20 protein-coding genes are annotated in these 24,945 nt (G+C 63.0%); 18 read left to right on the top strand and 2 right to left on the bottom strand.

The window, feature by feature from the left end:
- Positions 1-5 precede the first annotated feature (5 nt).
- The 7 genes from MCB86_RS01935 to MCB86_RS01965 all read left to right on the top strand — a co-directional run bounded on the left by MCB86_RS01935 (position 6) and on the right by MCB86_RS01965 (position 8,894).
- Positions 6-893: a transporter substrate-binding domain-containing protein gene (locus tag MCB86_RS01935; RefSeq protein WP_155397620.1), complete on the top strand. Its 888-nt coding sequence runs from the start codon at positions 6-8 to the stop codon at positions 891-893.
- Between the two features lie 186 nt (positions 894-1,079).
- Positions 1,080-1,169: a potassium-transporting ATPase subunit F gene (locus tag MCB86_RS01940; RefSeq protein WP_239609405.1), complete on the top strand. Its 90-nt coding sequence runs from the start codon at positions 1,080-1,082 to the stop codon at positions 1,167-1,169.
- A 7-nt stretch (positions 1,170-1,176) separates the two neighbouring features.
- On the top strand, positions 1,177-2,877 hold the full coding sequence (kdpA, locus tag MCB86_RS01945) for a potassium-transporting ATPase subunit KdpA (protein ID WP_239609407.1): 1,701 nt from the start codon (positions 1,177-1,179) through the stop codon (positions 2,875-2,877).
- 11 nt (positions 2,878-2,888) lie between these two features.
- Complete coding sequence (gene kdpB, locus MCB86_RS01950; protein WP_239609409.1) at positions 2,889-4,940, top strand: potassium-transporting ATPase subunit KdpB; 2,052 nt, start codon at positions 2,889-2,891, stop codon at positions 4,938-4,940.
- Positions 4,941-4,981: 41 nt separating this feature from the next.
- Positions 4,982-5,548, top strand: coding sequence for a potassium-transporting ATPase subunit KdpC (kdpC, locus tag MCB86_RS01955; protein ID WP_239609411.1), 567 nt, complete (start codon positions 4,982-4,984; stop codon positions 5,546-5,548).
- Between the two features lie 5 nt (positions 5,549-5,553).
- Entirely contained in the window at positions 5,554-8,205 is a 2,652-nt protein-coding gene (locus MCB86_RS01960) for a sensor histidine kinase KdpD (RefSeq protein WP_239609413.1), read from the top strand.
- Positions 8,202-8,894, top strand: coding sequence for a response regulator (locus MCB86_RS01965; protein WP_239609415.1), 693 nt, complete (start codon positions 8,202-8,204; stop codon positions 8,892-8,894). The genes MCB86_RS01960 and MCB86_RS01965 overlap by 4 nt, the downstream gene beginning before the upstream one ends.
- Before the next feature lie 54 nt (positions 8,895-8,948).
- Here the strand turns inward: MCB86_RS01965 and MCB86_RS01970 are convergent, their stop codons facing one another.
- Together MCB86_RS01970 and MCB86_RS01975 are read right to left on the bottom strand one after the other, a co-directional pair.
- Positions 8,949-10,145, bottom strand: coding sequence for an MFS transporter (locus MCB86_RS01970; protein ID WP_239609417.1), 1,197 nt, complete (start codon positions 10,143-10,145; stop codon positions 8,949-8,951).
- A 222-nt stretch (positions 10,146-10,367) separates the two neighbouring features.
- A complete protein-coding gene (locus MCB86_RS01975) occupies positions 10,368-11,570 on the bottom strand; it encodes an ABC transporter substrate-binding protein (protein ID WP_239609483.1) in 1,203 nt (400 codons plus the stop codon).
- Positions 11,571-11,886: 316 nt separating this feature from the next.
- On the opposite strand from MCB86_RS01975, the gene MCB86_RS01980 reads away from it, so the two are divergent.
- The 11 genes from MCB86_RS01980 (at position 11,887) to MCB86_RS02030 (ending at position 24,819) form a co-directional block, all read left to right on the top strand.
- Positions 11,887-13,665: a PQQ-dependent methanol/ethanol family dehydrogenase gene (locus tag MCB86_RS01980; protein ID WP_045162010.1), complete on the top strand. Its 1,779-nt coding sequence runs from the start codon at positions 11,887-11,889 to the stop codon at positions 13,663-13,665.
- A 414-nt stretch (positions 13,666-14,079) separates the two neighbouring features.
- Positions 14,080-15,600, top strand: coding sequence for an aldehyde dehydrogenase family protein (locus tag MCB86_RS01985; protein ID WP_239609419.1), 1,521 nt, complete (start codon positions 14,080-14,082; stop codon positions 15,598-15,600).
- A gap of 488 nt (positions 15,601-16,088) precedes the next feature.
- Positions 16,089-16,160: a pyrroloquinoline quinone precursor peptide PqqA gene (gene pqqA, locus MCB86_RS01990; RefSeq protein WP_003253598.1), complete on the top strand. Its 72-nt coding sequence runs from the start codon at positions 16,089-16,091 to the stop codon at positions 16,158-16,160.
- A gap of 48 nt (positions 16,161-16,208) precedes the next feature.
- Positions 16,209-17,120 carry a pyrroloquinoline quinone biosynthesis protein PqqB gene (gene pqqB / locus MCB86_RS01995; protein WP_239609421.1) on the top strand — a complete coding sequence of 304 codons (912 nt, stop codon included), beginning with the start codon at positions 16,209-16,211 and terminating at the stop codon, positions 17,118-17,120.
- An 87-nt stretch (positions 17,121-17,207) separates the two neighbouring features.
- The gene (gene pqqC, locus MCB86_RS02000; protein ID WP_045162016.1) at positions 17,208-17,960 is read left to right on the top strand and encodes a pyrroloquinoline-quinone synthase PqqC; all 753 of its coding nucleotides are present in this window, start codon (positions 17,208-17,210) and stop codon (positions 17,958-17,960) included.
- Between the two features lie 99 nt (positions 17,961-18,059).
- Positions 18,060-18,338 (top strand): pyrroloquinoline quinone biosynthesis peptide chaperone PqqD, encoded by a 279-nt coding sequence (gene pqqD, locus MCB86_RS02005; RefSeq protein WP_045162017.1) that lies wholly within the window; start codon positions 18,060-18,062, stop codon positions 18,336-18,338.
- Positions 18,310-19,464 (top strand): pyrroloquinoline quinone biosynthesis protein PqqE, encoded by a 1,155-nt coding sequence (pqqE, locus tag MCB86_RS02010; protein ID WP_045162018.1) that lies wholly within the window; start codon positions 18,310-18,312, stop codon positions 19,462-19,464. The genes pqqD and pqqE overlap by 29 nt, the downstream gene beginning before the upstream one ends.
- A 40-nt stretch (positions 19,465-19,504) precedes the next feature.
- Positions 19,505-21,421, top strand: a complete 1,917-nt coding sequence (locus MCB86_RS02015) for a prolyl oligopeptidase family serine peptidase (RefSeq protein WP_239609423.1) — start codon at positions 19,505-19,507, stop codon at positions 21,419-21,421.
- 137 nt (positions 21,422-21,558) lie between these two features.
- The gene (gene ercA / locus MCB86_RS02020; protein ID WP_045162020.1) at positions 21,559-22,722 is read left to right on the top strand and encodes an alcohol dehydrogenase-like regulatory protein ErcA; all 1,164 of its coding nucleotides are present in this window, start codon (positions 21,559-21,561) and stop codon (positions 22,720-22,722) included.
- Positions 22,706-24,451, top strand: coding sequence for a NahK/ErcS family hybrid sensor histidine kinase/response regulator (locus MCB86_RS02025; RefSeq protein ID WP_045162021.1), 1,746 nt, complete (start codon positions 22,706-22,708; stop codon positions 24,449-24,451). The genes ercA and MCB86_RS02025 overlap by 17 nt, the downstream gene beginning before the upstream one ends.
- Positions 24,448-24,819, top strand: coding sequence for a hypothetical protein (locus tag MCB86_RS02030; protein WP_239609425.1), 372 nt, complete (start codon positions 24,448-24,450; stop codon positions 24,817-24,819). Before MCB86_RS02025 ends, MCB86_RS02030 begins: the two co-directional genes overlap by 4 nt.
- Positions 24,820-24,945: the final 126 nt, after the last annotated feature.

Consider the following 24,945-nt stretch of genomic DNA (forward strand, 5'->3'; position numbering starts at 1 on the left):
TCGCCATGCGCCAGTTGCTAGCTGTCCTGTGCCTGTCGCTGTGGTGCGCGCTGGCGCAGGCCGGGGTGACGAAGGTGCGCGCCTACGACGACATCATCGCCTCGGGCGTGCTCAAGGTGGCGATGTACGAGAACTTCCCGCCCTACAGCTTCATGGACAATGGCAAGCCGAGCGGGGTCGATGTGGATCTCGCTAATACCCTGGCCAAGGCACTCGGGCTGAAGGTCGAGGTGCTCTGGGTCACACCCGGCGAAACCTTGGATGACGACCTGCGCAACTTCATCTGGAAAGGCCACTACCTGCGGCCGGACATTCTGGCCGACGTGATGATTCGTGTGCCCTATGACCGTGAATACGCCGTCAAGCGCAATGACGTGGGCGAGCTGGTCAACGAACAGGTGGTGATGTTCGGTCCCTATCAGCGCGAGCGTTGGCAGTCAGCGTACGACGATCGACGGCTGGACGAACTGTCGAGCGTCGGTGTGCTGCGTTTCCACCCGGTTGGCGTCGAAATCGAGAGCGTGCCCTCGTTCTACCTATCCTCGGTTTTCAACGGCAGCATCGCCAAGATGCTCCATCATTACCCGACGGCGCAAGCCGCATTCTCGGCGATGCAGGCCGGTGAGGTGGACGCGACCATGGCCATGCGCGGCGAAATCGACTGGATGCTCAAGCAGGCTGGCGACCAACATCTGAAAGCGGCCGACAACGCCTACCCGAACATGGGCCGTCAGGCCTGGGATCTCGGCATGGCGGTGCACGAGTCCAACCGTCAGCTGGCCTATGCGCTGGAAGGTGAACTGGAAGGGCTGATCGAGGATGGCAGCGTCGAACAAGTGTTCAACCGCTACGGTCTGCGTTACGAGCTGCCCGAGCTATATAAGGCCGAGTAACCGAACTGGGCTCGACGCGGTGTTGAGGGCCGCGTCGAATGCTGATTCGTTCAACCGAACCACCTCCGCCAAGCCGGCGAAAAATACAATTTCTTTACGCCACTTGCGTGCCTCTGCAATCGAATCTTTACATCCCCCGCTCAGACAATCTCCGTACCGCATAGACGCGTAAAACGGAGTTTTCCCATGTCCTTCCTTGACGGCCTCTCGCTGAGCTTGGCCATCGTGCTGTTCCTCTACCTGTCGTCGGCGCTGCTTCGCGCCGACCGCAGCTAGGGGGCTCATGCACGCCAACGACTACTGGCTGATCGCGGCCTTTTTTACTCTTGTGTTGGTACCTGCGCCCTGGCTGGGGAGCTATCTGTTCCGAGCCATGGAGGGTGAGCGCACCTGGCTGACGCCGGTGCTCGAGCCGGTCGAGCGGCTCTGCTATCGCGCCGCCGGCATCGATCCCGAGCGAGAACAGGACTGGAAACACTACAGCCTGGCCTTGCTGGCGTTGACCGCCGCGAGCCTGATGGCGCTGTTCGCGATCCTGATGGGGCAGGGCAACCTGCCGCTCAATCCGCAAGGTGTGGCCGGCATGGACTGGCCGCTGGCCTTGAACACGGCGGTCAGCTTCGTCACCAACACCAACTGGCAGGCCTATAGCGGCGAGGCTCAGCTGAGCTACTTCAGCCAGATGCTCGGCCTCGGCGCGCAGAATTTCATCAGCCCGGCGGTCGGCCTGGCGGTGCTGGTGGTGTTCTGCCGGTCGCTCACGCGCCGTTCCTCGAAGGAAGTTGGCAATTTCTGGGTCGACCTGACCCGCGCCGTGCTGTACGGCTTGCTTCCGCTGAGCCTAATGCTGGCGCTGTTGTTGGTCTGGCAGGGCGTTCCACAGAGCTTTGCTAGCTACGTCCACGTGACGACCCTGCAGGGCGCCGACCAGACCATACCCCTGGGGCCGGCCGCGAGCCAGATCGCGATCAAGCAGATGGGCACCAATGGCGGCGGCTTCTTCGGCGTGAACTCGGCGCATCCCTTCGAGAACCCGACGGCCTGGAGCAACCTGTTCGAGGTGGTTTCGATCATCCTGATTCCCGCGGCCCTGGTGTTCATGTTCGGGCATTACGTGCGTGATCTGCGCCAGAGCCGTGCGATCCTCGGCTGCATGCTGCTGGTGTTCGTCCTCGGGCTCGGCATCACGCTGGTGGCCGAGCATCAGCCCAACCCGGCGCTGGCAGGCCTGGCAATCGAGCAGGGTGGCTCGCTGGAGGGCAAGGAGAGCCGCCTGGGTATCGCCGCGTCCGCGCTCTGGGCTACCGCCACCAGTGCGGCCTCGAACGGCTCGGTCAATGCCATGCACGACAGCTTCAGCCCGCTGGGCGGCATGGTGCCGCTGGTCAACATGATGCTCGGCGAGATCATCTTTGGCGGCGTCGGCGCGGGACTCTACGGCATGCTGCTGTTCGTCCTGATCACAGTTTTCCTGGCGGGCCTGATGATCGGCCGCACGCCTGAATATCTGGGCAAGAAGCTCGAAGTGCGGGAAGTCCGGCTGCTGGTGGCGACACTGCTGGTGATGCCGGTCGGCGTGCTGGTCCTGGTCGCCCTGGGGGTCAGCCTGTCCGGCCCGGCAGCGTCGATCGGCAACCCGGGGCCACATGGCCTCAGTCAGATCCTCTATGCCTACACCTCCGGCACCGGCAACAACGGCTCGGCCTTCGCCGGGTTCGGCGCCGACACGACCTATCACGACCTGATGATCGCGTTCGCCATGCTGCTTGGCCGCTTCGGCTACATCCTGCCGGTGCTGGCAATTGCCGGCAGCCTAGCGGCGAAGAACCGCGCGCCGGTGGATGCCAACAGCTTTCCCACCCACGGGCCGCTGTTCGTGGTGCTGCTGACTTTGGTGATCCTGGTGGTCGGCGGGTTGACCTTCCTGCCCGCGCTGGCGCTGGGACCGATCGCCGAACACTTCTCCCTTCTGCAAGGCCTCTGAGGATCGTCACGATGACTACCCATCAAACGGCACTCGACAGTGCCCAGCAGCCAACCTCCACGTCGTTCGCCGCGCTGTGCACACCGGCGTTGCGCCAGGCATTCGTCAAGCTCAACCCGCGCAGTCTGGCACGTTCGCCGGTGATGCTGGTGGTCGAGCTCACCGCTATCCTGACCACGGCGCTGTGTCTGGTGCCGGACAGCGCGGTGAGCACCAGTGTCGCGGTACAGAACGCGCTCTGGCTGTGGTTCACCGTGCTGTTCGCCAATTTTGCCGAAGCACTGGCCGAAGGCCGGGGCAAGGCCCGTGCCGACAGCCTCAAGGCCGGTTCCGATGGTCTCGCCGCCCGGTTGCGGACCGAGTCGGGAGACTACCAGAGCGTGCCGGCCAGCCACTTGCGCCGCGGTGACGTGGTACGTGTCGAGGCCGGTGAGCTGATCCCGGGCGACGGTGAAGTCATCGAGGGCATCGCCGCGGTGAACGAAGCGGCTATCACCGGCGAGTCGGCGCCGGTGATCCGCGAATCCGGCGGTGATCGCTCGGCCGTGACCGGCAATACGCGGGTGGTTTCGGACTGGTTACTGGTGAGGATAACCAACAATCCGGGTGAGTCCACGCTGGATCGGATGATTGCTCTGGTCGAAGGGGCAAAGCGCCAGAAGACGCCCAACGAGGTGGCCCTGGACGTGCTGCTGATCGGGTTGACGCTGATCTTCCTGCTGGTGGTTGCCACGCTGCAGCCGTTCGCCCGGTTTGCCGGTGGCGACCTGCCACTGGTCTATCTGGTGGCGCTGCTGGTCACGCTGATTCCGACCACCATCGGCGGCTTGCTCTCGGCCATCGGTATCGCCGGCATGGATCGCCTGGTGCGGCTCAACGTCATTGCCAAGTCGGGGCGTGCCGTCGAGGCTGCCGGCGACGTGCAGGTCCTGCTGTTGGACAAGACCGGGACTATCACCTTTGGCAACCGCCGTTGTACCGCCATGGTCAAGGCGCCGGGGGTTACCGCCACCGAACTGTCCTGGGCGGCGCTATTGTCATCCCTGGCTGACGACACGGCCGAAGGCAAATCCATCGTCGAGTACTTGCGGACCCTGTCGCCGGCGGAAGAACCCAAAGGCGAGGAGATCAGCCCGATCCCGTTCACTGCTGAAACCCGGCTCTCCGGCGCCGATCACGAAGGACGACGCTACCGCAAGGGCGCGGTGGATGCGGTGCTGGCCCATCTGGGCATCGACCGCGAGCAGGTGCCGCCGGTGTTGGTGAGGGAAATCCAATCCATTGCCCAGAGCGGCGGCACGCCGTTGCTGGTGTGTGCCGATGATCGTTTACTCGGCGCGATTCATCTCAAGGATGTGGTCAAGCCGGGTATCCGCGAGCGGTTCGCAGAGCTCCGCCAGTTGGGCATACGCACCGTGATGGTCACCGGCGACAATCCGCTGACAGCCGCCGCCATTGCGGCCGAGGCGGGGGTCGACGACGTGATCGCCGAAGCGACGCCGGAAAAGAAGCTGCAGCGGATTCGTCAGGAACAGGCCGAAGGTAAGATGGTCGCCATGTGCGGCGATGGCGCCAATGACGCACCGGCACTGGCCCAGGCCGATGTCGGCATGGCGATGAACGATGGTACCCAGGCAGCACGCGAGGCCGCGAACCTGGTGGACCTGGATTCTGACCCGACCAAGCTGCTGGATGTGGTACAGGTTGGTAAACAGTTGCTGGTGACCCGCGGCGCGCTGACCACCTTTTCCATCGCCAACGACGTGGCGAAGTACTTTGCGATCCTTCCGGCGCTGTTTATCGGCGTTTATCCGCAGCTTTCGGCGCTGAACGTGATGCACCTCCACAGCTCGGCCAGCGCGATCCTGTCGGCCATCGTCTTTAACGGGCTGATCATCGTCGGGCTGATTCCGCTCGCCCTGCGTGGGGTGAACGTCAAGGCTGCGGATTCGGCCAGCCTGCTGCGCCGCAACCTGCTGGTCTACGGCGTCGGAGGCCTCGTGGCCCCGTTCCTGGGCATCAAGCTGATCGATCTTTTTCTCACCTCGGTCGGCCTGGTCTGACTTTGCTGCGTCGGGATCGGCGCGACCTCAGGAGATAACACATGCTCAAGCACATTCGTCCGGCGATCGCCGCGCTGCTACTGATGAGTCTGATTACCGGGATCCTGTATCCCTTGACGGTTACTGCAGTAGCGCAGCTGGTCTTTGCCGACCAGGCTAACGGCAGCCTGGTGCGTGACGCATCCGGCCAGGTTCGAGGCAGCACGCTACTGGCGCAGCCATTCGATGGGCCGCAATGGTTCCAGCCACGGCCATCGGCCGCCGACTACGCGACGGTAGCCAGCGGCGCAAGCAACCTGGCCCCGAGTAACCCGCAACTGCTCGAACAAGTGCGCGCAAACGCCAGCCGCTGGAACGCCACCCCCGACCAGCCGGTGCCAATGGAGCTGGTCACCACCTCCGGTAGCGGTCTGGATCCGAACTTGACCTTGGCCGCGGCGCGTTACCAGCTGCCACGTGTCGCTGCGGCCCGTAGACTGGCATCAGCACAGCTGGAGCAGCTGATCCAGGCCAACCTCGAAGCGCCGTTGGTAGGGCCGGCAGTGGTCAACGTGCTGGCTCTGAACCTCGCGATGGCGGAAAATCGCTGGCCCGAACGAGACGAGTGAGCCGAATGAGCGATGCCCCGCACGCCGATGCCTTGCTGGATGACCAGCCCCACCAGGGGCAAGGCCGACTCAAGGTGTTTCTCGGCGCGGCGCCCGGCGTGGGCAAGACCTACGCCATGCTGCAGGCGGCGCAGAGACAATTGCGCCTCGGCAGACAGGTGCTGGCCGGCGTGGTCGAGTCGCACGGCCGAGCTGACACCGAAGCGCTGCGGGTGGGGGTGCCGGAACAACCGCTGACCCGCAGCGACTATCGCGGCGTGACGCTGGAAGAGATGGACCTGGAAGGGTTGTTACAGATACGTCCGGGTCTGGTTCTGGTCGATGAGCTCGCCCACAGCAACGTCCCTGGCAGCCGTCACAGCAAGCGCTGGCAGGACGTGCTGGAGTTGCTCGAGGCGGGCATCGACGTTTACACCACGGTCAACGTGCAGCATCTGGAAAGCCTCAACGATCAAGTCCGTACGATCACCGGCGTGCAGGTGCGTGAAACGGTTCCGGACTGGGTCCTGCACAACGCCGACGAAATCCTGCTGATCGACTTGCCTCCGCGTGAATTGCTTGAGCGCTTACGCGAAGGCAAGGTCTACGTGCCGGAGCAGGCGCGGGCGGCAATCGATGCCTTTTTCACCCAGACCAACCTGACCGCGCTGCGCGAGCTGGCCATGCAGACCGCGGCGGCACGCGTGGATGCAGATCTGCTGCGGCGCTCGCGAAGCCTGGGCGAAACGGCGCCGGTCGTGCGCGGCCGCTTGCTGGTGGGGATCGACGGCGACGCATCCGCCGAAGGCCTGGTGCGCCACGCCGCCCGCGTGGCGGAGCGGCGGCATCTGCCCTGGTCGGTAGTCCACGTCAGCAATGGCACCAGTCGCGGCGAGATGCAGTTGGGCTTTCTTCAGTCCGCCCAGCAACTTGCCGAACGTCTCGGTGGCGAGGTAGTCGAGTTGCGGGGCGAGCACATCGCGCGAACACTGCTCGAGCATGCGACCGAGCGGCTGGCCACGGTGATGCTGGTCGGCAGCAGCCAGGGTATGCGCAAGGCATGGAGCCTGTGGTCTAGGCGCACCCTTGCCGAACAGCTCATCAGGGCAGGACAAGGGCTGGAAGTCAGCGTCCTTTCCCAGCAACCGGTCCATGCGATGAGCACCGCAGCGACCAAGGTACCCTTCGACTGGCGCAACTACCTGCTCGCTGCCATGGCGACGGGCGTCGCCACCGCTGTGGCATTGCTGCTGTCGCGCTACCTCGAGTTGCCGAATGTGTCCCTGGTGTTTCTCTCCGCCGTACTGGTGGTCGCCGTGCGCAGCAGCCTTGGCCCGGCGTTGGCCTGTGCTGGCGCCTCCTTTCTGCTGTACGACTTTCTGTTCATCCCGCCCACCTTCACCTTTATCGTGGCGCGGCAGGAAGACGTGCTCACGCTGCTATTCTTCCTGCTGATGGCGGTGCTGACCGGTAACCTAGCCAGCCGTCAGCGCCGGCAGTATCAGGCGTTGCGCCAGACCCAGACGGAAACCGCAGCCTTGCTCAATCTCTCGCGCCAGCTCAGTGCCGCCACCGATGTGCAGGCGGTCGGTGTCGCTGCGGTGCGTCAGTTGCAGCAGCTGCGCGGGGTGCAGGCGGTGGTCGTCACGCGCGGCAAGGATGCGCAATGGTTGTTCAACGGCGACATGCAGGTGCTCGCCGAGCAGGAGCAGGCGGCGGCCGACTGGGCCTGGCGGCGTGGCCAGCCCGCCGGGCAGGGCACCGATACGTTGCCGAGCGGCCACTGGTGGTGGCTGCCGCTGAATGGCGAGACGCGCACCCTCGGCCTGCTTGGCATCCGGCAGACCCATGCGGGGCGACCGCAAACGCGTCGGCTGATCGCCGCGCTCGCCCATCCGCTGGCGCAGGCATTGCAACGCGCGATGCTGGCCGAAGAGCTGGAAGCCGCTCGTTTGCATGGACAAACCGAGGAGTTGCGCAGCGCCTTGCTGGCCTCCGTCTCCCACGATCTGCGCACGCCGCTGACCGCCATGCGCGGCTCCATCGACAGTCTGGCGACGCTGGGTGGAAGCATGAGCGAAGCCGATCGGCAGGAACTGCTGGACGCGACCCGGGACGAGGCCGAGCGGCTGGATCGCTATATCCAGAATCTGCTCGATATGACCCGCCTGGGGCACGGCGGCCTGAAACTGATCCGCGACTGGACCACACCGGGTGATATCGTCGCCAGCGCACTGAAGCGTCTTCAGCGTGTGCTCGCTGAGCTGAAGCTGGAGGTGTCGATCCCCGATTCGCTGCCGTTGCTCTATGTCCATCCAGCGCTGATCGAGCAGGCGCTGGTCAACGTGCTGGAGAACGCCGCGCGCTTTTCGCCGCCACAGGGACGCTTGCGGGTGGAGGTTGAGGTGGATGCCGATCACCTGCGTTTCATCGTCAGCGACGAAGGGCCGGGCGTGCCCGAGGCCGAGCGCGTGCGAATCTTCGACATGTTCTACACCGCCGCGCGCGGCGACCGGGGCGGTCCGGGAACCGGCCTTGGCCTGGCTATCTGCCAGGGCATGATCGGCGCCCATGGAGGCCGCGTCTCGGTCGGCGATGGCCTCGACGGTCACGGCGCCAGTGTCGTTCTGGAGCTGCCGTTGCAACCTCAACCGGAATTCGAAAAGGACCGCTCTTGAGCCAGCAAGCCAGTCTGTTGGTCATTGACGACGAGCCGCAGATCAGAAAATTCCTGCGCATCAGCCTCGGTTCTCAGGGCTATCGCGTGCTGGAAAGCGCGACCGGTGCCGAAGGCCTAGCGTGTGCGGCGCTTCAGAAGCCCGACCTGGTGGTGCTCGATCTGGGCCTGCCAGACATGGATGGCCAGAAGGTATTGCGCGAGCTGCGTGAATGGAGCCAAGTGCCGGTGCTGGTGTTGTCGGTACGTGCCAGCGAAGCGGAAAAGGTCACCGCGCTCGATGGTGGCGCCAACGATTACGTCACCAAACCCTTCGGCATTCAGGAATTTCTCGCCCGCGTCCGCGCACTGTTGCGCCAGGCGTCGGGCCAGGAATCGGTGCTGAGCCAGGTGGTGTCCGGCCCCTTGTGCATCGACTTTGCCTTCAGGCGGGTGAGCCTCGACGGCCAGGAGGTCAGCCTGACCCGCAAGGAGTACGCCGTGCTGGCGGAGCTGGGCCGATATCTCGGCCGTGTGGTCACGCAACAGCAGCTGTTGAAGGATATCTGGGGGCCGAGTCACAGCGGCGATACCCATTATTTGCGCGTGGTGGTTGGGCACCTGCGGCGCAAGCTTGGGGATGATCCCGCGGCGCCGCGATTCATCGTCACGGAGGCCGGTGTCGGTTATCGGCTGACGGCCGAGGTCTGACCGCCGCCTCGGCGGCGTTGGCCGATGCGCCGGGGAATTCAGCGGTCTGCACCGTCAGGCATCGCGCACTCGTGGATGGACGAAAAACCACACCGCCAGCGGCGTGGCGATCACCATCACACCCAATCCCAGCGCTGTCACCGCCACCGGCAGGCCGTAATGATCAGCAATCCAGCCCGCGCCGAGCAGGGGCACAATGCTGCCGACGTAGCCGCACACCAAATAGGTCGAGATCAGTCCGGAGCGCTCGGCCGAGCTGGCGATGCGGTTGACCATGCTAATGCCCGCTAGCAGGCACAGGCCATGCCCGGTTGCCGTTGCGCAGACACCGATGATGAATACGGTTGGCGAGCCGAGCTTGAAGTTGAGTACGAGCATGGCGTTGCTGAGTGCCACTGCTAGCAGACCGAGCAGGCCGCACCAACGCAGGCTAATCCGTGCGCATGCCAGCTGCGTAATGGCCGAAGCCAGCAGAATGACCCCGATGGACGTCCCGCTCACCACCGGACCGTGCCAGGGAATCATCTTTTCCAGAAACAATGGGGCCATGGATGCATAAAGCCCGAACACGCCGAACGCGAAGAACGGGCAGGCACAGGTCAGCAGGAAGGCCAGCGAATCGCAGCGCTTCGCCCAGGCCAAGCGCGGGATGAAGGCTCGCCAATCGAGCACTGCGTCCGCGTTAGCCTCGTGGTGCTTCAACTGCACGCGCATCAAGGCATAGACGGCCAGCACCCCGAGCGCTAGCGAAGGCAGGTATGTGACCGTCAGCGGGTGCGGCATCCACTGGCCGATAACGCCGCCGGTCAAGGGCCCGAGCCCGAAACCGAAGGCGAGCAGGAAGCTGGTGAGGGTGGAAATACGCTGCGAGGCGCCGTCACGGGAGATCTGCACCAGGCCCACCGAGGCGCTGGTGACGATCAAACTCGAGGACAGGCCTACCGCGAAGCGACCGATATTCAGACTCGGCAGATTCCACGCCAGCATCGTCAGCAAGGTGCCACCCCAGCCGAGCAGCAGGCCCGCCAGCATCACGCGGCGAAACCCCAGCGTGTCGGACAGCCGCCCCATGAACAGCAGCCCGGCGAGTGCACCGAGCATGTAGATCACGTAAATCAGCGAGACGTCGCTGGTGCGCAGCTGCCAGGCCTGCTGATAGAGCGGGTACAGCGGTGAAATGAGCGCGGTGCCCATGACGCCGACACACATGGCGAAACAGACCCAGGGAAACGCTGGCCATCGTTGCTTCATTGCTCATCCTGCGGCAAATGATCGGGACCTGCCGATACCGCTCCCCCGCGCCTCGTCATGGCACCCACAGCGCTGCGCGGTGCTGCGCTCAGGCACCGCCCCGACCGCGGTTCGGGGCGGCAGCGATCACCTGGCGAAAACGAAAAGCGTCAGCGCCCGCTGGGCCTGCTGACGTTGAAAAGAGGCGGAGCCTGAGGGGTATCCGGCACGACAGGCCGACGATTATCGCAGGATTGGGTCGTCGCCGCGCTCCTCCAGCCAATCGTCACGGCTGGGCGCCGCTTCCTCGCCGCCCATGCGGTGGATGATGCTGAAATAGTCCTGCTTGAACCAGTCCTGCATGATGTCGCTGCGCGAGCGAACCCGCACGGCATAGATGCTCTGGACGTTCTGATGGTCGAAGCCGCGCCAGTACTGGTCATCCTTGAGCAGGCTGTAATGGTGTTCCTCCAGCGCGGAGATGATCTTTTCGCTGTCCAGGCTCCCGGCTCGCTGAACGGCCGCGGCCCACTCTCGAACGACGCTGTAGGCCGAGGCGGTGGTGCTGTCCGGGTAGCGTTGATGCTGGGCAATGTAGGCGTCAACGAAGGCCTGGCCATCAGCGCTCTTGACCAACGCAGGCACCTGCCAGGTCCAGGCGGTGGTACCGATGACATGCTCCATGACCTGCGGGCCGGCTTGCTCGACGATGCTGCTAGTCAGGTTGGGCACGATGATCTGCATTCGCCGATCGAGGCGCATGTCGTGCGCGAGACGCATCATCTGCACCAGGTCCTGCCCGAGCAGCACGACGACCAGCACGTCGGCGTTGCTGGCGGCCGCCTTGTTCAAGGCCGCGAGATATTCGTCATGCCGCGCGCCCCTGACGCTGATGCGGCTGAAGCCGTGGCGCGCACGATCGCGGCTGCGGGTGGCTTCGCGTAGCGCCTGCTCCATGCTGTGGCCCCAGCTGTCATCGAGGCAGATGTAGTGATAACGGCGGTTGGGCAGGTGCCAGCTGAGGTACTCGCCTAGCACGCGCGCGCTCATCCAGGCGCTGTTGGTTTCGCGGAACAGGTAGCGTTGCCCATCGCGGCCGGTGATGGCGTTGGCGTAGGCCAGCGTCGGAAAGAACAACAGGCCCAGCTCGCGCGCCCGTTGCCCTGCGGCGATGGCTTCCTCGCTGGTGGCACCTCCGAAGGCCATGGAAACACCCTGAGCGGCGAAGCGATCGATGTTGGCACTGGCCTTTTCATCGCGTGCCGCCGAATTGTGGCTGAGCAGCTCCAGCGGCCTGCCGAGCACGCCACCCTCGCGATTGATGTCGTCGACAGCGAGCAGGGCGCCGCGACGCAACTCGAGACCTTCGCTTTTGTAGTTGCCGGTACTCGGGTAGTTCAAGCCGATACGAATCGCTGGCGCCGCCTGGCTTTCAGCGGCCAGCATCAGGACAAAGATAAGGAACAGGGAACGACACATGGCTCATGTCCTTGTGAGCTGAGGAACCACTTTTTTACGGACTGTGATCGTCGCGAGGAATTGTCTTTTCGGGCCCCTGGGTTGCGACTTCGGTGTCGGGTCCCGCCCGGCCAGGGCCTTCCAACGCCGAGTTGGCGCGGCCTACGTGGCGGTATTGCTACCAAGGGAGGAGGAAAATGGGTACTGCGTGCAATTGTTGGCAAAGGGCCTGCAACGAAGAATCGGCAGCAGACCGGGAAAACTTCCCGGCGACGATAACAATGAACCCGTAGAGGTAGCCGCAATGAAGCACACCGGTCTTCGCAAGCCCTTCGCCCTGACCGCGCTATGCGCCGCCATGGCGATGTCCAGCGTGTCGGCTTGGGCAGTCACTGATCAGGATATTCTCAATGACGCCAAGTCCACCGATCAGATCGTAACCAACGGCCTGGGCCCGCAGGGGCAGCGCTACAGTCAACTGGACAAACTGAACACCGAAAACGTCAGCCAACTTCGCCCGGTCTGGGGCTTTTCCCTCGGCGGTGAGAAGCAGCGTGGGCAGGAAGCGCAGCCGCTGGTCAAAGACGGTGTGATGTATCTGACCGGCTCCTATTCACGTGTTTTTGCCGTGGATGCCCGTACCGGCAAGGAACTCTGGCAATACGATGCGCGCCTGCCCGACGGCATCATGCCTTGCTGTGACGTGATCAACCGCGGTGTCGCGCTGTATGGCGACCTGGTGATCTTCGGCACTCTGGATGCCAAGTTGGTGGCGTTGAACAAGGACACTGGCAAGGTCGTCTGGAAAAAAACCGTCGCTGATTACAAGGCGGGCTACTCGATTTCCGCCGCGCCCATGATCGTCAAGGGCAAGGTCATCACCGGCCTGGCGGGCGGCGAATTCGGTGTTGTCGGCATGATCCAGGCGTTCGACGCCAAGAATGGTGAGCTGGTGTGGACCCGTCCGACCGTGGAAGGGCACATGGGCTACGTGATGAAGGACGGCAAGAAGGTCGAGAATGGCATCTCCGGCGGTGAAGCCGGCAAGACCTGGCCGGGCGACCTGTGGAAAACCGGCGGCGCCGCGCCCTGGCTGGGCGGCTACTACGATCCGGATACCGATTCGCTGCTGTTCGGCACCGGCAACCCGTCACCGTGGAACTCGCACCTGCGCCCGGGCGACAATCTCTTCTCGTCTTCGCGTCTGGCGCTCGACCCGAACGACGGCTCGATCAAGTGGCACTTTCAGTCCACGCCGCATGACGGCTGGGACTTCGACGGCGTGAACGAGCTGGTTTCGTTCGACTATCAGGACGGCGGCAAGACCATCAAGGCTGCCGGCACCGCCGACCGTAACGGCTTCTTCTACGTGCTCGACCGCACCAACGGCAAGTTCATCCGTGGTTTCCCGTTCGTCGACAAGATCACCTGGGCCAAGGGCCTGGATAAGGACGGTCGCCCGGTTTACGACGATGCCAACCGTCCGGGCGCGCCAGGCGATGCGGACAAGGGCAAGTCGGTGTTCGTCGCGCCGTCATTCCTTGGCGGCAAGAACTGGATGCCGATGGCTTACAGCCAGGACACCGGGCTGTTCTACGTACCATCCAACGAGTGGGGCATGGACATCTGGAACGAAGGCGTCGCCTACAAGAAGGGCGCAGCCTATCTGGGCGCTGGGTTCACCATCCATCCGCTGAACGAGGAATACATCGGTGTGCTGCGCGCCATCGACCCGAAGACCGGCAAGGAAGTCTGGCGCTACAAGAACTACGCGCCGCTCTGGGGGGGGGTGCTGGCAACCAAGGGTAACCTGGTGTTCACCGGCAATCCGGAAGGCTACCTGATGGCATTCGATGCCAAGACCGGCAAGAAACTCTACGAGTTCAACACCGGCTCTGGCGTGATCGGTTCGCCGATCACCTGGGAAATGGATGGCGAGCAGTACGTCTCCGTGCTTTCCGGTTGGGGTGGTGCTGTCCCGCTGTGGGGCGGTGAAGTCGCCAAGCGCATCAAGGACTTCAACCAGGGCGGCATGGTCTGGACGTTCAAATTGCCGAAGGACCAGGTCGTAGCCAAGCGTTGATCTTCGGCTCCAAACGAAAGGCCGGCTGCTAACAGCCGGCCTTTTGTTTTTACGGATCGGTTAACTACAGCGCCGCGCAATCCAGTGGCCTGACGTTCCATACGGCTTCGATTGCCTCAGGCGAAGAGGTTAGCCGAACACGAGAGACATACGGCCTGTCCGCCCTTGCTTAGGCTCAATCCCGACTGCCCGCGGGGAGCCACACTCCACTGTTTCATGAGTGAAAAATGGCTCTGGACGACGCCTGAATCACCCTCAGGGCGCTGGCCAGCGCCGTTGGCATCTACTACCAAATGAGGAGTTCTCCGCTGCCATGGGTGCATACCGTAGGCCTGAGCGCGCTGCCTAAGATCGGTCCATGCCCTGTGCACCTTCCGGCGCAGGCTCTGACAAGCAGAGAAAGAGAGGCCCATCATGATCTACGCCCAACCCGGTACCGCAGGCGCCGTCATTTCCTTCAAACCGCGTTACGGCAACTTCATCGGCGGCGAATTCGTGCCGCCGGTCAAGGGTGAGTATTTCGTCAACACCTCGCCAGTCAACGGTGAAGTGATCGCCGAGTTCCCGCGCTCCGGCGCGGAGGATGTGGAGAAGGCCCTGGATGCCGCACATGCCGCTGCCGATGCCTGGGGCAAGACATCGGTACAGGACCGCGCGCTGATTCTGCTGAAGATCGCCGATCGCATCGAAGCCAACCTGGAACAGCTGGCCATCGCCGAGACCTGGGACAATGGCAAGGCCGTGCGTGAAACCCTGAATGCCGACGTGCCGCTGGCTGCCGATCACTTCCGTTACTTCGCTGGCTGCATCCGCGCCCAGGAAGGCAGCGCCGCCGAGATCAACGAGCACACCGCGGCCTATCACTTCCATGAGCCGCTGGGTGTGGTCGGTCAGATCATTCCTTGGAACTTCCCGCTGCTGATGGCCGCCTGGAAGCTGGCGCCGGCCTTGGCCGCTGGTAACTGCATCGTGCTCAAGCCTGCCGAGCAGACGCCGCTGTCAATCATGGTCTTCGCCGAGCTGATTGGTGACCTGTTGCCGCCGGGTGTGTTGAACATCGTCCAGGGCTTTGGCCGGGAAGCAGGGCAGGCGCTGGCGACCAGCACCCGCATTGCCAAGATCGCTTTCACCGGTTCTACCCCGGTGGGCTCGCACATCATGCGCTGCGCCGCTGAGAACATCATTCCGAGCACCGTGGAGCTGGGCGGCAAGAGCCCGAACATCTTTTTCGAAGACATCATGAATGCTGAACCCGCGTTCATCGAGAAAGCCGCTGAGGGTCTGGTACTGGCCTTCTTCAACCAGGGCGAAGTTTGCACCTGCCCGTCGCGTGCCCTGATTCAGGAGTCGATCTTCGAGCCCTTCATGGAAGTGGTGATGAAGAAGATCAAGGCGATCAAGCGTGGCAATCCGCTGGACACCGACACCATGGTCGGCGCCCAGGCGTCCGAGCAGCAGTTCGACAAGATTCTTTCATACATGGAGATCGCACAGCAGGAAGGCGCGCAGATCCTCACCGGCGGTGCCGCCGAGAAGCTCGAAGGTGGTCTGGCTTCCGGGTACTACGTGCAGCCGACCCTGATCAAGGGCAACAACAAGATGCGCGTATTCCAGGAGGAGATCTTCGGGCCCGTGGTCGGCGTGGCGACCTTCAAAGACGAGGCCGAAGCACTGGCGATCGCCAACGATACCGAGTTCGGCCTGGGCGCCGGCGTCTGGACTCGCGACATCAACCGTGCCTACCGCATGGGCCGTGGCATCAAGGCTGGCCGCGTCTGGACCAACTGCTACCACCTGTATCCTGCGCATGCTGCGTTCGGCGGCTACAAGAAGTCGGGTGTCGGCCGCGAAACCCACAAAATGATGCTCGATCACTATCAGCAGACCAAGAACCTGCTCATCAGCTACGACATCAACCCGCTGGGCTTCTTCTAAGCCGCGGGGATCGACCTCGGAGGACCCGGCGCGTTCGCTCCAGCGCGCCGGCATCATTTGCTCGCACCTGAGTGCGGGGATCACAGGCTGACTGGGTGCGGCCTCAGTGGTTCGTCAACGCAGCGCGGCCTTCTGGCCGCGTTTTTTTTTGGCTCCGCGATAAGCCGCAATCCGGCGTTTCGCGACCGCTCGTGGCGGTGCATGGGGCGCGTACCGGAGCTGTTGTGTCGATGCCTGCGGCAGATCCGTCTGGGACCTGCCTCGTCAGTGGTGCGCTGACCTCGACGCTGCCCTGAGCGGCGCGAGCGGTCGCCAAGGGCTCTACGATAGCCTTTCCGACGAATTAAAGAAGGTGTTAGGTCCAAGTGCCAGGCACTACCAAGGCAGCGTGTTGTCTCCTTCCAAAGTACCATTCTGCTTTCTGCTGACATGGGTGCTTAATGGGGCCGTCGGGATAATCCGTCAGCCAATAAGAAGAGGATCGAGCCATGTGGACCAAACCCGCTTTCACTGACCTACGTATCGGTTTCGAAGTCACCATGTACTTCGCTAATCGCTGAGTTATCCGCCCCGGCTCAGGTCGGGGTTTCGTTTTCAGGGAGCTGCCCATGTTCATCCAGATTCTCGGTTCGGCTGCTGGCGGCGGCTTTCCTCAATGGAACTGCAACTGTGCCAATTGCGCAGGATTGCGCGCCGGTACCAGACGCGCGCAGGCCCGTACCCAATCGTCCATCGCCATCAGCGACGACGGCGAACACTGGATACTTTGCAACGCATCACCGGATATCCGTGTCCAGCTGGAATCCTTTCCGAAACTGCAGCCAGCCCGTGCACCGCGCGACACCGCAATTGGCGCCATCGTCCTGCTGGACAGCCAGATCGATCACACCACCGGACTGCTGACACTGCGCGAAGGCTGTCCGCACGAAGTCTGGTGTACCGAGATGGTCCATCAGGACCTCAGCACCGGTTTTCCCCTGTTCAAGATGCTCGAACACTGGAACGGTGGCCTGCGCTGGAACCCCATTGCGCTGGAACGCAGCTTCCGTATACCGGCCTGCCCGAATCTTCGAATCACGCCGATCCCGCTACGCAGCTCGGCGCCTCCCTACTCGCCGCACCGCAACGATCCACATCCGGGCGACAACATCGGCCTGCTGATCGACGATGAAAAAACCGGCGGTACGCTGTTCTACGCCCCGGGTCTGGGCAAGGTCAGCGCCGAGTTGCTGGAGATCATGCGTGGCGCCGATTGCCTGCTGGTCGACGGCACCCTTTGGCGCGATGACGAAATGCTCATGCGTGAAGTCGGCACCAAGCTCGGCACCGAAATGGGTCATCTTCAGCAGAGCGGCCCCGGCGGCATGATCGAGGTGCTCGATGGCATGCCTGCTGCGCGCAAGATCCTCATCCACATCAACAACACCAATCCGATCCTCGATGAAAACTCCCCCGAGCGAGCGGAGTTGGACGCGCATGGAATCGAAGTCTCGTTCGATGGGATGAGCATCGAGCTGTAACACGAGCGGCGCTCGGCACCCCGTCGCTGATGCACGCCGGGCTCTGCCCGGGGCGAACAACCCGTACAACATGCGTAAGGAAGCTCCATGACCCTGCCAGCCATGACCCGTTCCGAGTTCGAGCAGGCGCTGCGCGCCAAGGGCGACTACTACCATATCCATCACCCGTTCCACCGCGCCATGTACGAAGGCCGGTCGACCCGCGAGCAAGTCCAGGGCTGGGTTGCGAACCGCTTCTACTATCAGGTGTGTATACCGGTGAAGGACGCCGCGATCATGGCCAACTGCCCGGATCGCGAGACTCGCCGCGAGTGGATCCAACGCATCATCGATCACGATGGTACGCCGGGCGAAGAGGGCGGTATCGAGGCGTGGCTGCGACTGGCCGAAGCGGTGGGGTTGGATCGTGAGCAGGTGCTGTCCCAGGAACTGGTGCTGCCCGGTGTACGTTTTGCCGTCGATGCCTATGTCAATTTCGCCCGGCGCGCCGTCTGGCAGGAGGCGGCCAGCAGCTCCCTCACCGAGCTGTTCGCGCCGACGATCCATCAGTCACGTCTGGATGCCTGGCCTCAGCACTACAGCTGGATTGATGCGTCCGGCTACGACTACTTCCGCAAGCGTCTGAAGGAGGCGCGCCGCGACGTCGAGCACGGCTTGCGCATTACTCTTGATCACTACAAGACTCGAGAAAGCCAGGAACGCATGCTGAACATTCTTCAGTTCAAACTCGACGTACTCTGGAGCATGCTGGATGCCATGAGCATGGCCTATGAACTGGACCGCCCGCCGTACCACACGGTGACCAGCGAGCGTGTGTGGCATCGCGGGATCACCTTGTAACGGCCATGCGCAGGGTAGGAGTGAGGTCCGGCGTGGGATGGGCTTCAGCCTACCAACTCACCGGCCATCGATGATGCAACATTGGCGAGAGAGAGGACCATGAGCGATATCCAACTGACCCAGATCCCAGCCTTTCGCCGCGGCTTTCGCTTCCAATGGGAACCTGCGCAGAACTGCCACGTGCTGCTCTACCCGGAAGGCATGATCAAACTCAACGAGAGCGCTTCTGCTGTCCTGGCCGAAGTGGACGGCGCCCGTAACCTGGGCACCATCGTGGCCGATCTGCAGGCTCGCTACCCAGACGCAGAGGGGATTGAGGAAGATATCGTCGCGTTTCTGGAGGTGGCCGTTGAACGGTTCTGGATCGAGCTTCGCTAAACCCGGCTTCGAGCCAGGCCCACCGTTGTGGTTGCTCGCCGAGCTCACTTACCGGTGCCCGCTGCAATGCCCGTACTGCTCGAACCCGCTGGATTTCGCCCGCAACCAGGATGAGCTGAGCACCGCCGAGTGGATCGAAGTGTTCCGCCAGGCGCGCGAGATGGGCGCGGCGCAGCTGGGTTTTTCCGGCGGTGAGCCACTGGTCCGTCAGGACCTGGCCGATCTGATCAAAGCGGCGCGTGACCTCGGCTATTACACCAACCTGATTACCTCGGGCATCGGCTTGACCGAAGAGAAGATCGCTTCATTCGCCGCCGCCGGGCTCGACCATATCCAGATCAGTTTCCAAGCCGCCGATGAGGAGGTTAATAACCTGCTCGCCGGCTCGAAAAAGGCCTTCGCGCAGAAGCTCGCCATGGCGCGTGCGGTGAAAGCCCATGGCTATCCGATGGTGCTGAACTTCGTCACCCATCGGCACAACATCGACAATATCGAGCGCATCATCCAGCTGTGTCTGGAACTGGAAGCCGACTTTGTTGAATTGGCCACTTGCCAGTTCTACGGCTGGGCCGAACTCAACCGTGCCGGGCTGCTGCCGAGCAAGGAGCAGTTGGTGCGTGCCGAGCGCATCACCAATGAGTGGCGCGACAAACTCGCTGCCGAGAACCACCCTTGCAAGCTGATCTTCGTCACGCCTGACTATTACGAAGAGCGCCCCAAGGGCTGCATGAACGGCTGGGGCAACCTGTTCCTCGACATCACCCCCGACGGTACGGCGCTGCCCTGTCACAGCGCTCGGCAATTGCCGATCAGCTTTCCCAACGTGCGCGAGCAAAGCATCGAGCAGATCTGGAAGCACTCGTTCGGCTTCAACAAGTTCCGCGGCTTCGACTGGATGCCCGAGCCGTGCCAGTCCTGCGACGAAAAGGAAAAGGACTTCGGCGGCTGCCGCTGTCAGGCGTTCATGCTCACCGGCGATGCCGTCAATGCCGACCCGGTCTGCAGCAAGTCGCCACACCACAGCACTATCCTCGCCGCGCGGACCGAAGCCGAGCAGGCACCTCTCGGTCTGGATGAACTGACGTTCCGCAACGAGAAGGCATCGAAGTTGATCCTCAAGGTGTAAGGTCGTTCGATCCGAACGATGCCTGTTGAGCGAAATCGAGATGACCAAGACCGCAATCCCCTACGGCTTCTGGCCCAGCGACTGGAGCGCCGAGAAAGCCGCATCGGCGAGCCGTGATTTTGCCGAGATTCGCGCCGGCCATGGTGGCGTGTTCTGGATCGAATACCAGCCGGCGGATGCTCGCTGCACCCTATGGCACTGGCGCGCGGGCCGGGCCGTCTGTATCACGCCGGCTGGCCTATCGCTGCGCAGTCGGGTCTACGAATACGGCGGTGGGGCCTTCTGTCTGACGGATCGGGGGGTGGCTTTCGTGAATGAGGGCGATCAGCAGATCCATCTTCAGTCCATTGCCGGCCAGGCTGCCGAACCCAGTGTGCTGACTCAGCAGGCCGATTGCCGCTACGGCGACCTTCAGTTCGATTCCCGCCAGACAGCCATCGTGGCGGTTGAAGAAGCGCATATCGGTGAGCGGGTGGAGCACCGGCTGGTCAGCTTCTCGGTGCAATCCGGTGGGCGCAGTGTCCTCGCCGAGGGGGCGGATTTCTACTCGTCGCCAGCGCTCGATGCCGAAGCCCGGCGTATGGCCTGGATCCAATGGCAGCGCCCCGAACAACCCTGGACCGCTACCAGTCTGTGGATGGCCGAGCGCGATGCGGACGGTACCTGGCAAACGCCGATTCGCCTGGCCGGGGCTGAAGGCGGCGAGTCGCTGCAACAGCCACGCTTCGCCGCGGACGGGACGCTCTACTGCCTGAGCGACAGGGCCGGCTGGTGGCAGCCCTGGAGAGAGGAGGGTGGCCGATTGGTGCCGGAGTTCGCTGTTGCGAACGATGGGGCCGCGCCCGAAGCTGGAGAGACGCAGGCGCCCTTTGATCATGCGCCGGCGCCCTGGCAACTGGGCACGACCAGCTACCTGCCGCTGAGCGAGGGTGGTCTGCTGTTGACTCGCATGGTCGATGGTTACGGCCTGCTGCTGGAACGCAACGACGAGGGCCGCGAACGCCAGCTTGCGACGGCCTTCACCCGCTGTCGGCAACTGGCTGCCGATGAACAGCACTATTACTGCATCGCCGCTGCCGTCGATCGAGTGCCAACGGTGCTGGCGATAGAACGCCGGACCGGCCGGCCCGAGATCATCGCAGGTGGCGAGCAGCCGCTACCGGCCGAGCAGCTGTCGCGGCCCCAGCCGTTCAGTTTCGCCACTGGAACCGACGAAACCGCGCATGCCTTTTTCTATCCCCCCTGCAATGCCGACTGTCGGAGTTTGGAGGGGGAGAAACCACCGCTAGTGGTCTTCCTGCACGGCGGGCCGACTTCGGCCTGCTACCCGGTATTCGATCCGCGGATCCAGTACTGGACCCAGCGCGGCTTTGCCGTGGCCGATGTCAACTACCGAGGCAGCAGCGGTTTCGGTCGAGCCTACCGGCAACGCCTGCACGAGCAATGGGGCGTGGTCGACGTGGAAGATGCCAGCGCGGTCGTCACCGCACTGGCGGTGAGCGGGCAGGTCGACCCGGCCCGCACCTTCGTCCGCGGTTCGAGCGCCGGCGGCTATACCGCGCTTTGTGCGCTCACCTCCGACGCTGGCTTCAGCGGCGGCGCCAGCCTTTATGGCGTCAGCGATCCACTTGCGCTGCGGCGGGCCACCCACAAGTTCGAGGCGGATTATCTGGACTGGCTGATCGGTGATCCCCAGGGCCATGCCGAGCGTTACCGTCAGCGCACCCCGTTGCACCACGCGGGGCGGATCAGGGTTCCGGTGATCTTCTTTCAGGGTGGGCTGGACGCCGTGGTGCTTCCGGCACAGACCGAATTGATGGTGTCAGCGCTTCGCCAGCGCAACATTCGGGTCGAGTACTGCTTCTACCCGCAAGAACGTCACGGTTTCCGACAGGCGGATAGCCTGGCGGATGCGTTGGCGCGCGAATGTCGCTTCTATCAGGGTGTGCTTGGCTGAGCGTACGACGCTGTACAGCGCATCGGGATGCAGTTGTGAGAACGGTTCGCTTCCCAGCCTAGCGACTTTTTGCGGATTGCTTTGATGGCAGAAAGCAGTACGCTTGCCGGACGTATAACAATAACCGAGGCCGTAGTATGAGCCCCAATATCAGCCTGCAACGCAAATTCGTTTCACCCGAAATCGTCTTTGGTGCCGGGTGTCGCCACAGCGTGGGCAATTACGCAAAGAACTTCGGTGCCCGCAAGGTGTTGCTCGTGTCGGACCCTGGCGTCGTGGCTGCGGGCTGGGTAGCAGATATTCAGGCCAGCCTGACGAATCAGGACATCGAGTACTGCCTGTTTACCCAGGTGTCCGCCAATCCTCGCTCCGAGGAGGTGATGATCGGTGCCGAGGTCTATCGCGACGAGGGTTGCAACGTCATCGTCGCGGTGGGCGGCGGTAGCCCGATGGACTGTGCCAAGGGTATCGGCATTGCTGTCGCTCATGGACGCAGCATCCTCGAGTTCGAAGGCGTCGATACGCTGCGGGTGCCGAGCCCGCCGCTGATCCTGATCCCGACCACCGCGGGCACGTCGGCGGACGTTTCGCAGTTCGTGATCATCTCCAACCAAGAAGAGCGGATGAAGTTTTCCATCGTCAGCAAGGGCGCCGTACCCGATGTATCGCTGATTGATCCGGAAACCACTCTGAGCATGGACCCGTTTCTCTCCGCCTGTACCGGCATCGACGCGCTGGTCCATGCCATCGAAGCCTTCGTCTCCACCGGCCATGGTCCGCTGACCGATCCGCATGCACTCGAAGCCATGCGACTGATCAACGGCCATCTGGTGCAGATGATCGCCAATCCAGCGGACATCCAGCTGCGCGAGAAAATCATGCTCGGCAGCATGCAGGCGGGGCTGGCATTCTCCAATGCCATTCTGGGCGCGGTGCACGCCATGTCACACAGCCTCGGCGGCTTCCTCGATCTGCCCCACGGGTTGTGCAACGCGGTATTGGTCGAGCATGTGGTGGCGTTCAATTACAGCGCCGCGCCTGATCGGTTCAAAGTGGTTGCCGAGACCTTCGGTATCGATACCCGTGGCCTGCAGCATCGCGAAATTCGCGACCGTCTGGTCAACCATGTCATTCAGCTCAAGCAGGCCATCGGATTCAATGAAACCCTGGGGCTTCACGGCGTGAGTCTCTCGGATATTCCTTTCCTGTCCCAGCACGCCATGCAGGACCCCTGCATCCTCACCAACCCGCGCTCCTCGACCCAGCGCGACGTCGAAGTGGTGTATGCCGAAGCACTCTGACCGGTCCGACGCGCTGGCCGGACTGCTCGGCCTTGGTACGCACTCGGCGCGCAAGAGTCATTACCCAGAGCTGGTGGCACGCCTGGAGGAACTGGAAGCCGAGAGAAATCGCTACAAATGGCTGTTCGAGCATGCCGTGCACGGCATTTTCCAGGCGAGTCTGCAGGAAGGTATCCGAGCCGCCAATCCGGCGCTGGCTCGAATGCTCGGTTATGCCAGCCCCGCCGAGACGCTCTGGGCGCTGACCGATCTATCCCACCACCTGTTCATGGGCGGTGAAGAGGAGCTGAAGCAGATCCGTCAGGTTTTGAGTACCCAGCGTGGTCTCTTCGGCTATGAGACTCGGTTGCGGCGCAAGGACGGCAGCACCATCGACGTCATGATGAACTTGCTGCTCAAACCCGATGAGGAAGGGCTGGTCGAGGGCTTCGTCGCCGATATCACCGAGCGCAAACTGGCTCAGCTGCGTCTGCTGCAACTCAATGAGCAGCTCGAGCAGCGTGTTGCAGAACGTACCCTGGAGCTGCGCAAGGCACGCGATGCGGCAGAGGCGGCCAACCACAGCAAGGACAAGTACCTGGCTGCCGCCAGCCATGACCTGCTGCAGCCGTTGAACGCCGCACGCTTGCTGATTTCGACCCTGCGCGAGCGCGGCTTGCCGGATGCCGAGCAGAACCTCGTCGAGCGCGCGCATCAGGCGCTGGAAGGCGCCGAGGACCTGTTGGCCGACTTGTTGGACATCTCCAAGCTGGACCAACAGGCCATCAAGCCAGACATCGATATCTACCGCCTAGACGAAGTGCTGTTGCCGCTGGTCTCCGAATTCCAGTCCGTAGCCGAAGCGAAAGGGCTCGGCTTCGAGCACTTCGTCCCGGCCTACGCGCTGCGCAGCGATTTCAGGTTGCTGACGCGAATTCTGCGCAATTTTCTCAGCAACGCCTGCCGCTATACGGACGCCGGGCGGGTGTTGCTGGGCGCGCGCAAACGTGGCGAGTTTCTGCGCATCGAGGTTTGGGATACGGGCCGGGGTATCGAAGCGGATCAGTTGCAGGCGATCTTCCTTGAATTCAACCAACTTGGCGTGCAGCGTGCTGCCGAGCGCGCCGGGGTCGGGCTCGGCCTGGCCATTGTCGATCGCATCGCGACGATGCTCGATTACCGGGTGCAGGTGCGCTCGCGACCGAGACGGGGTTCGGTCTTCAGCATCGATGTACCCTTGGCCGACAATCCCACGGCGCCACCTGCTGAAGCGCCGATGATGGGGCCAGTGCTCGGCGACCCATTGCCGGGTCGGCGCCTGTTAGTCCTGGATAACGAGCTGAGCATTCTGCACAGCATGGCGGCATTGCTGGGGCAGTGGGGCTGCGAAGTCCTGACCGCCACTGACGAAGCGGCGGCGCTGACCGTGCTGAGCGGCTCGCCTCCGGAGGTGATACTTGCCGATTACCATCTCGATCATGGTGTGACGGGGTGGGACGTGGTGACGGCGCTACGTGCGCATTACGGTCACGCGATACCCGTGGTCATGGTCACCGCCGATCGCAGCGATGAATGCCGCCGCCAGCTCCAGGGGTTGGGCGTGCCCGTGCTTAACAAACCGGTCAAGGCCGGGAAAATGCGCTCGGTGTTGAGTCACCTGCTCAACGATAAGCCTGTGCGAGAGGAAACGGCCAAAACTAATCTGGATCAGTTTCCCAGCCCAAGCGGAACCGATACACTCGCGCCATGAAACGCCATCTACGGTTGTGGTTCGTTCTCTTGATCAGTCTGGTGCTTCCCGTCAACGGGATGGCCGCTTTCGAGCTGGGTTCCGAACCCTGCCAGATGGGCGGCTCGATGAGCGCCATGGCAGCGCCCGCAGACCATCTGGCGCATGCGGACAGCCCGGCCATGAACGCCGCCGACGACTCCGGGCATACGCACGACGATGACGGAGCGCCGTGTCCGAGCGGCCAGCAGTGCAAGTCCGGCAGCATGCTGTTGCTGGATATGGCCCGTCCAATGCCCGCGAGCGCACCACTGAAAATGGCCGTCTATTTCCCGGACGCCATTCCCACCCCTTTCGACGACAACCACTGGCGTCCACCCCGCGTCTGATTCCTCCGCTGACCTGAGCAGCCCTTCACTGTCGAGGTGATGGGCTCAGTACGTGTGCCTTGCGGCACACCAGCTTCATAGGAATCTTCAAGATGAAATCCCGATACTTGCACCCCCGTCTGCTTG

The organism is Pseudomonas sp. KSR10, from assembly GCF_022355455.1.
Lineage (GTDB): Bacteria > Pseudomonadota > Gammaproteobacteria > Pseudomonadales > Pseudomonadaceae > Stutzerimonas > Stutzerimonas stutzeri_E.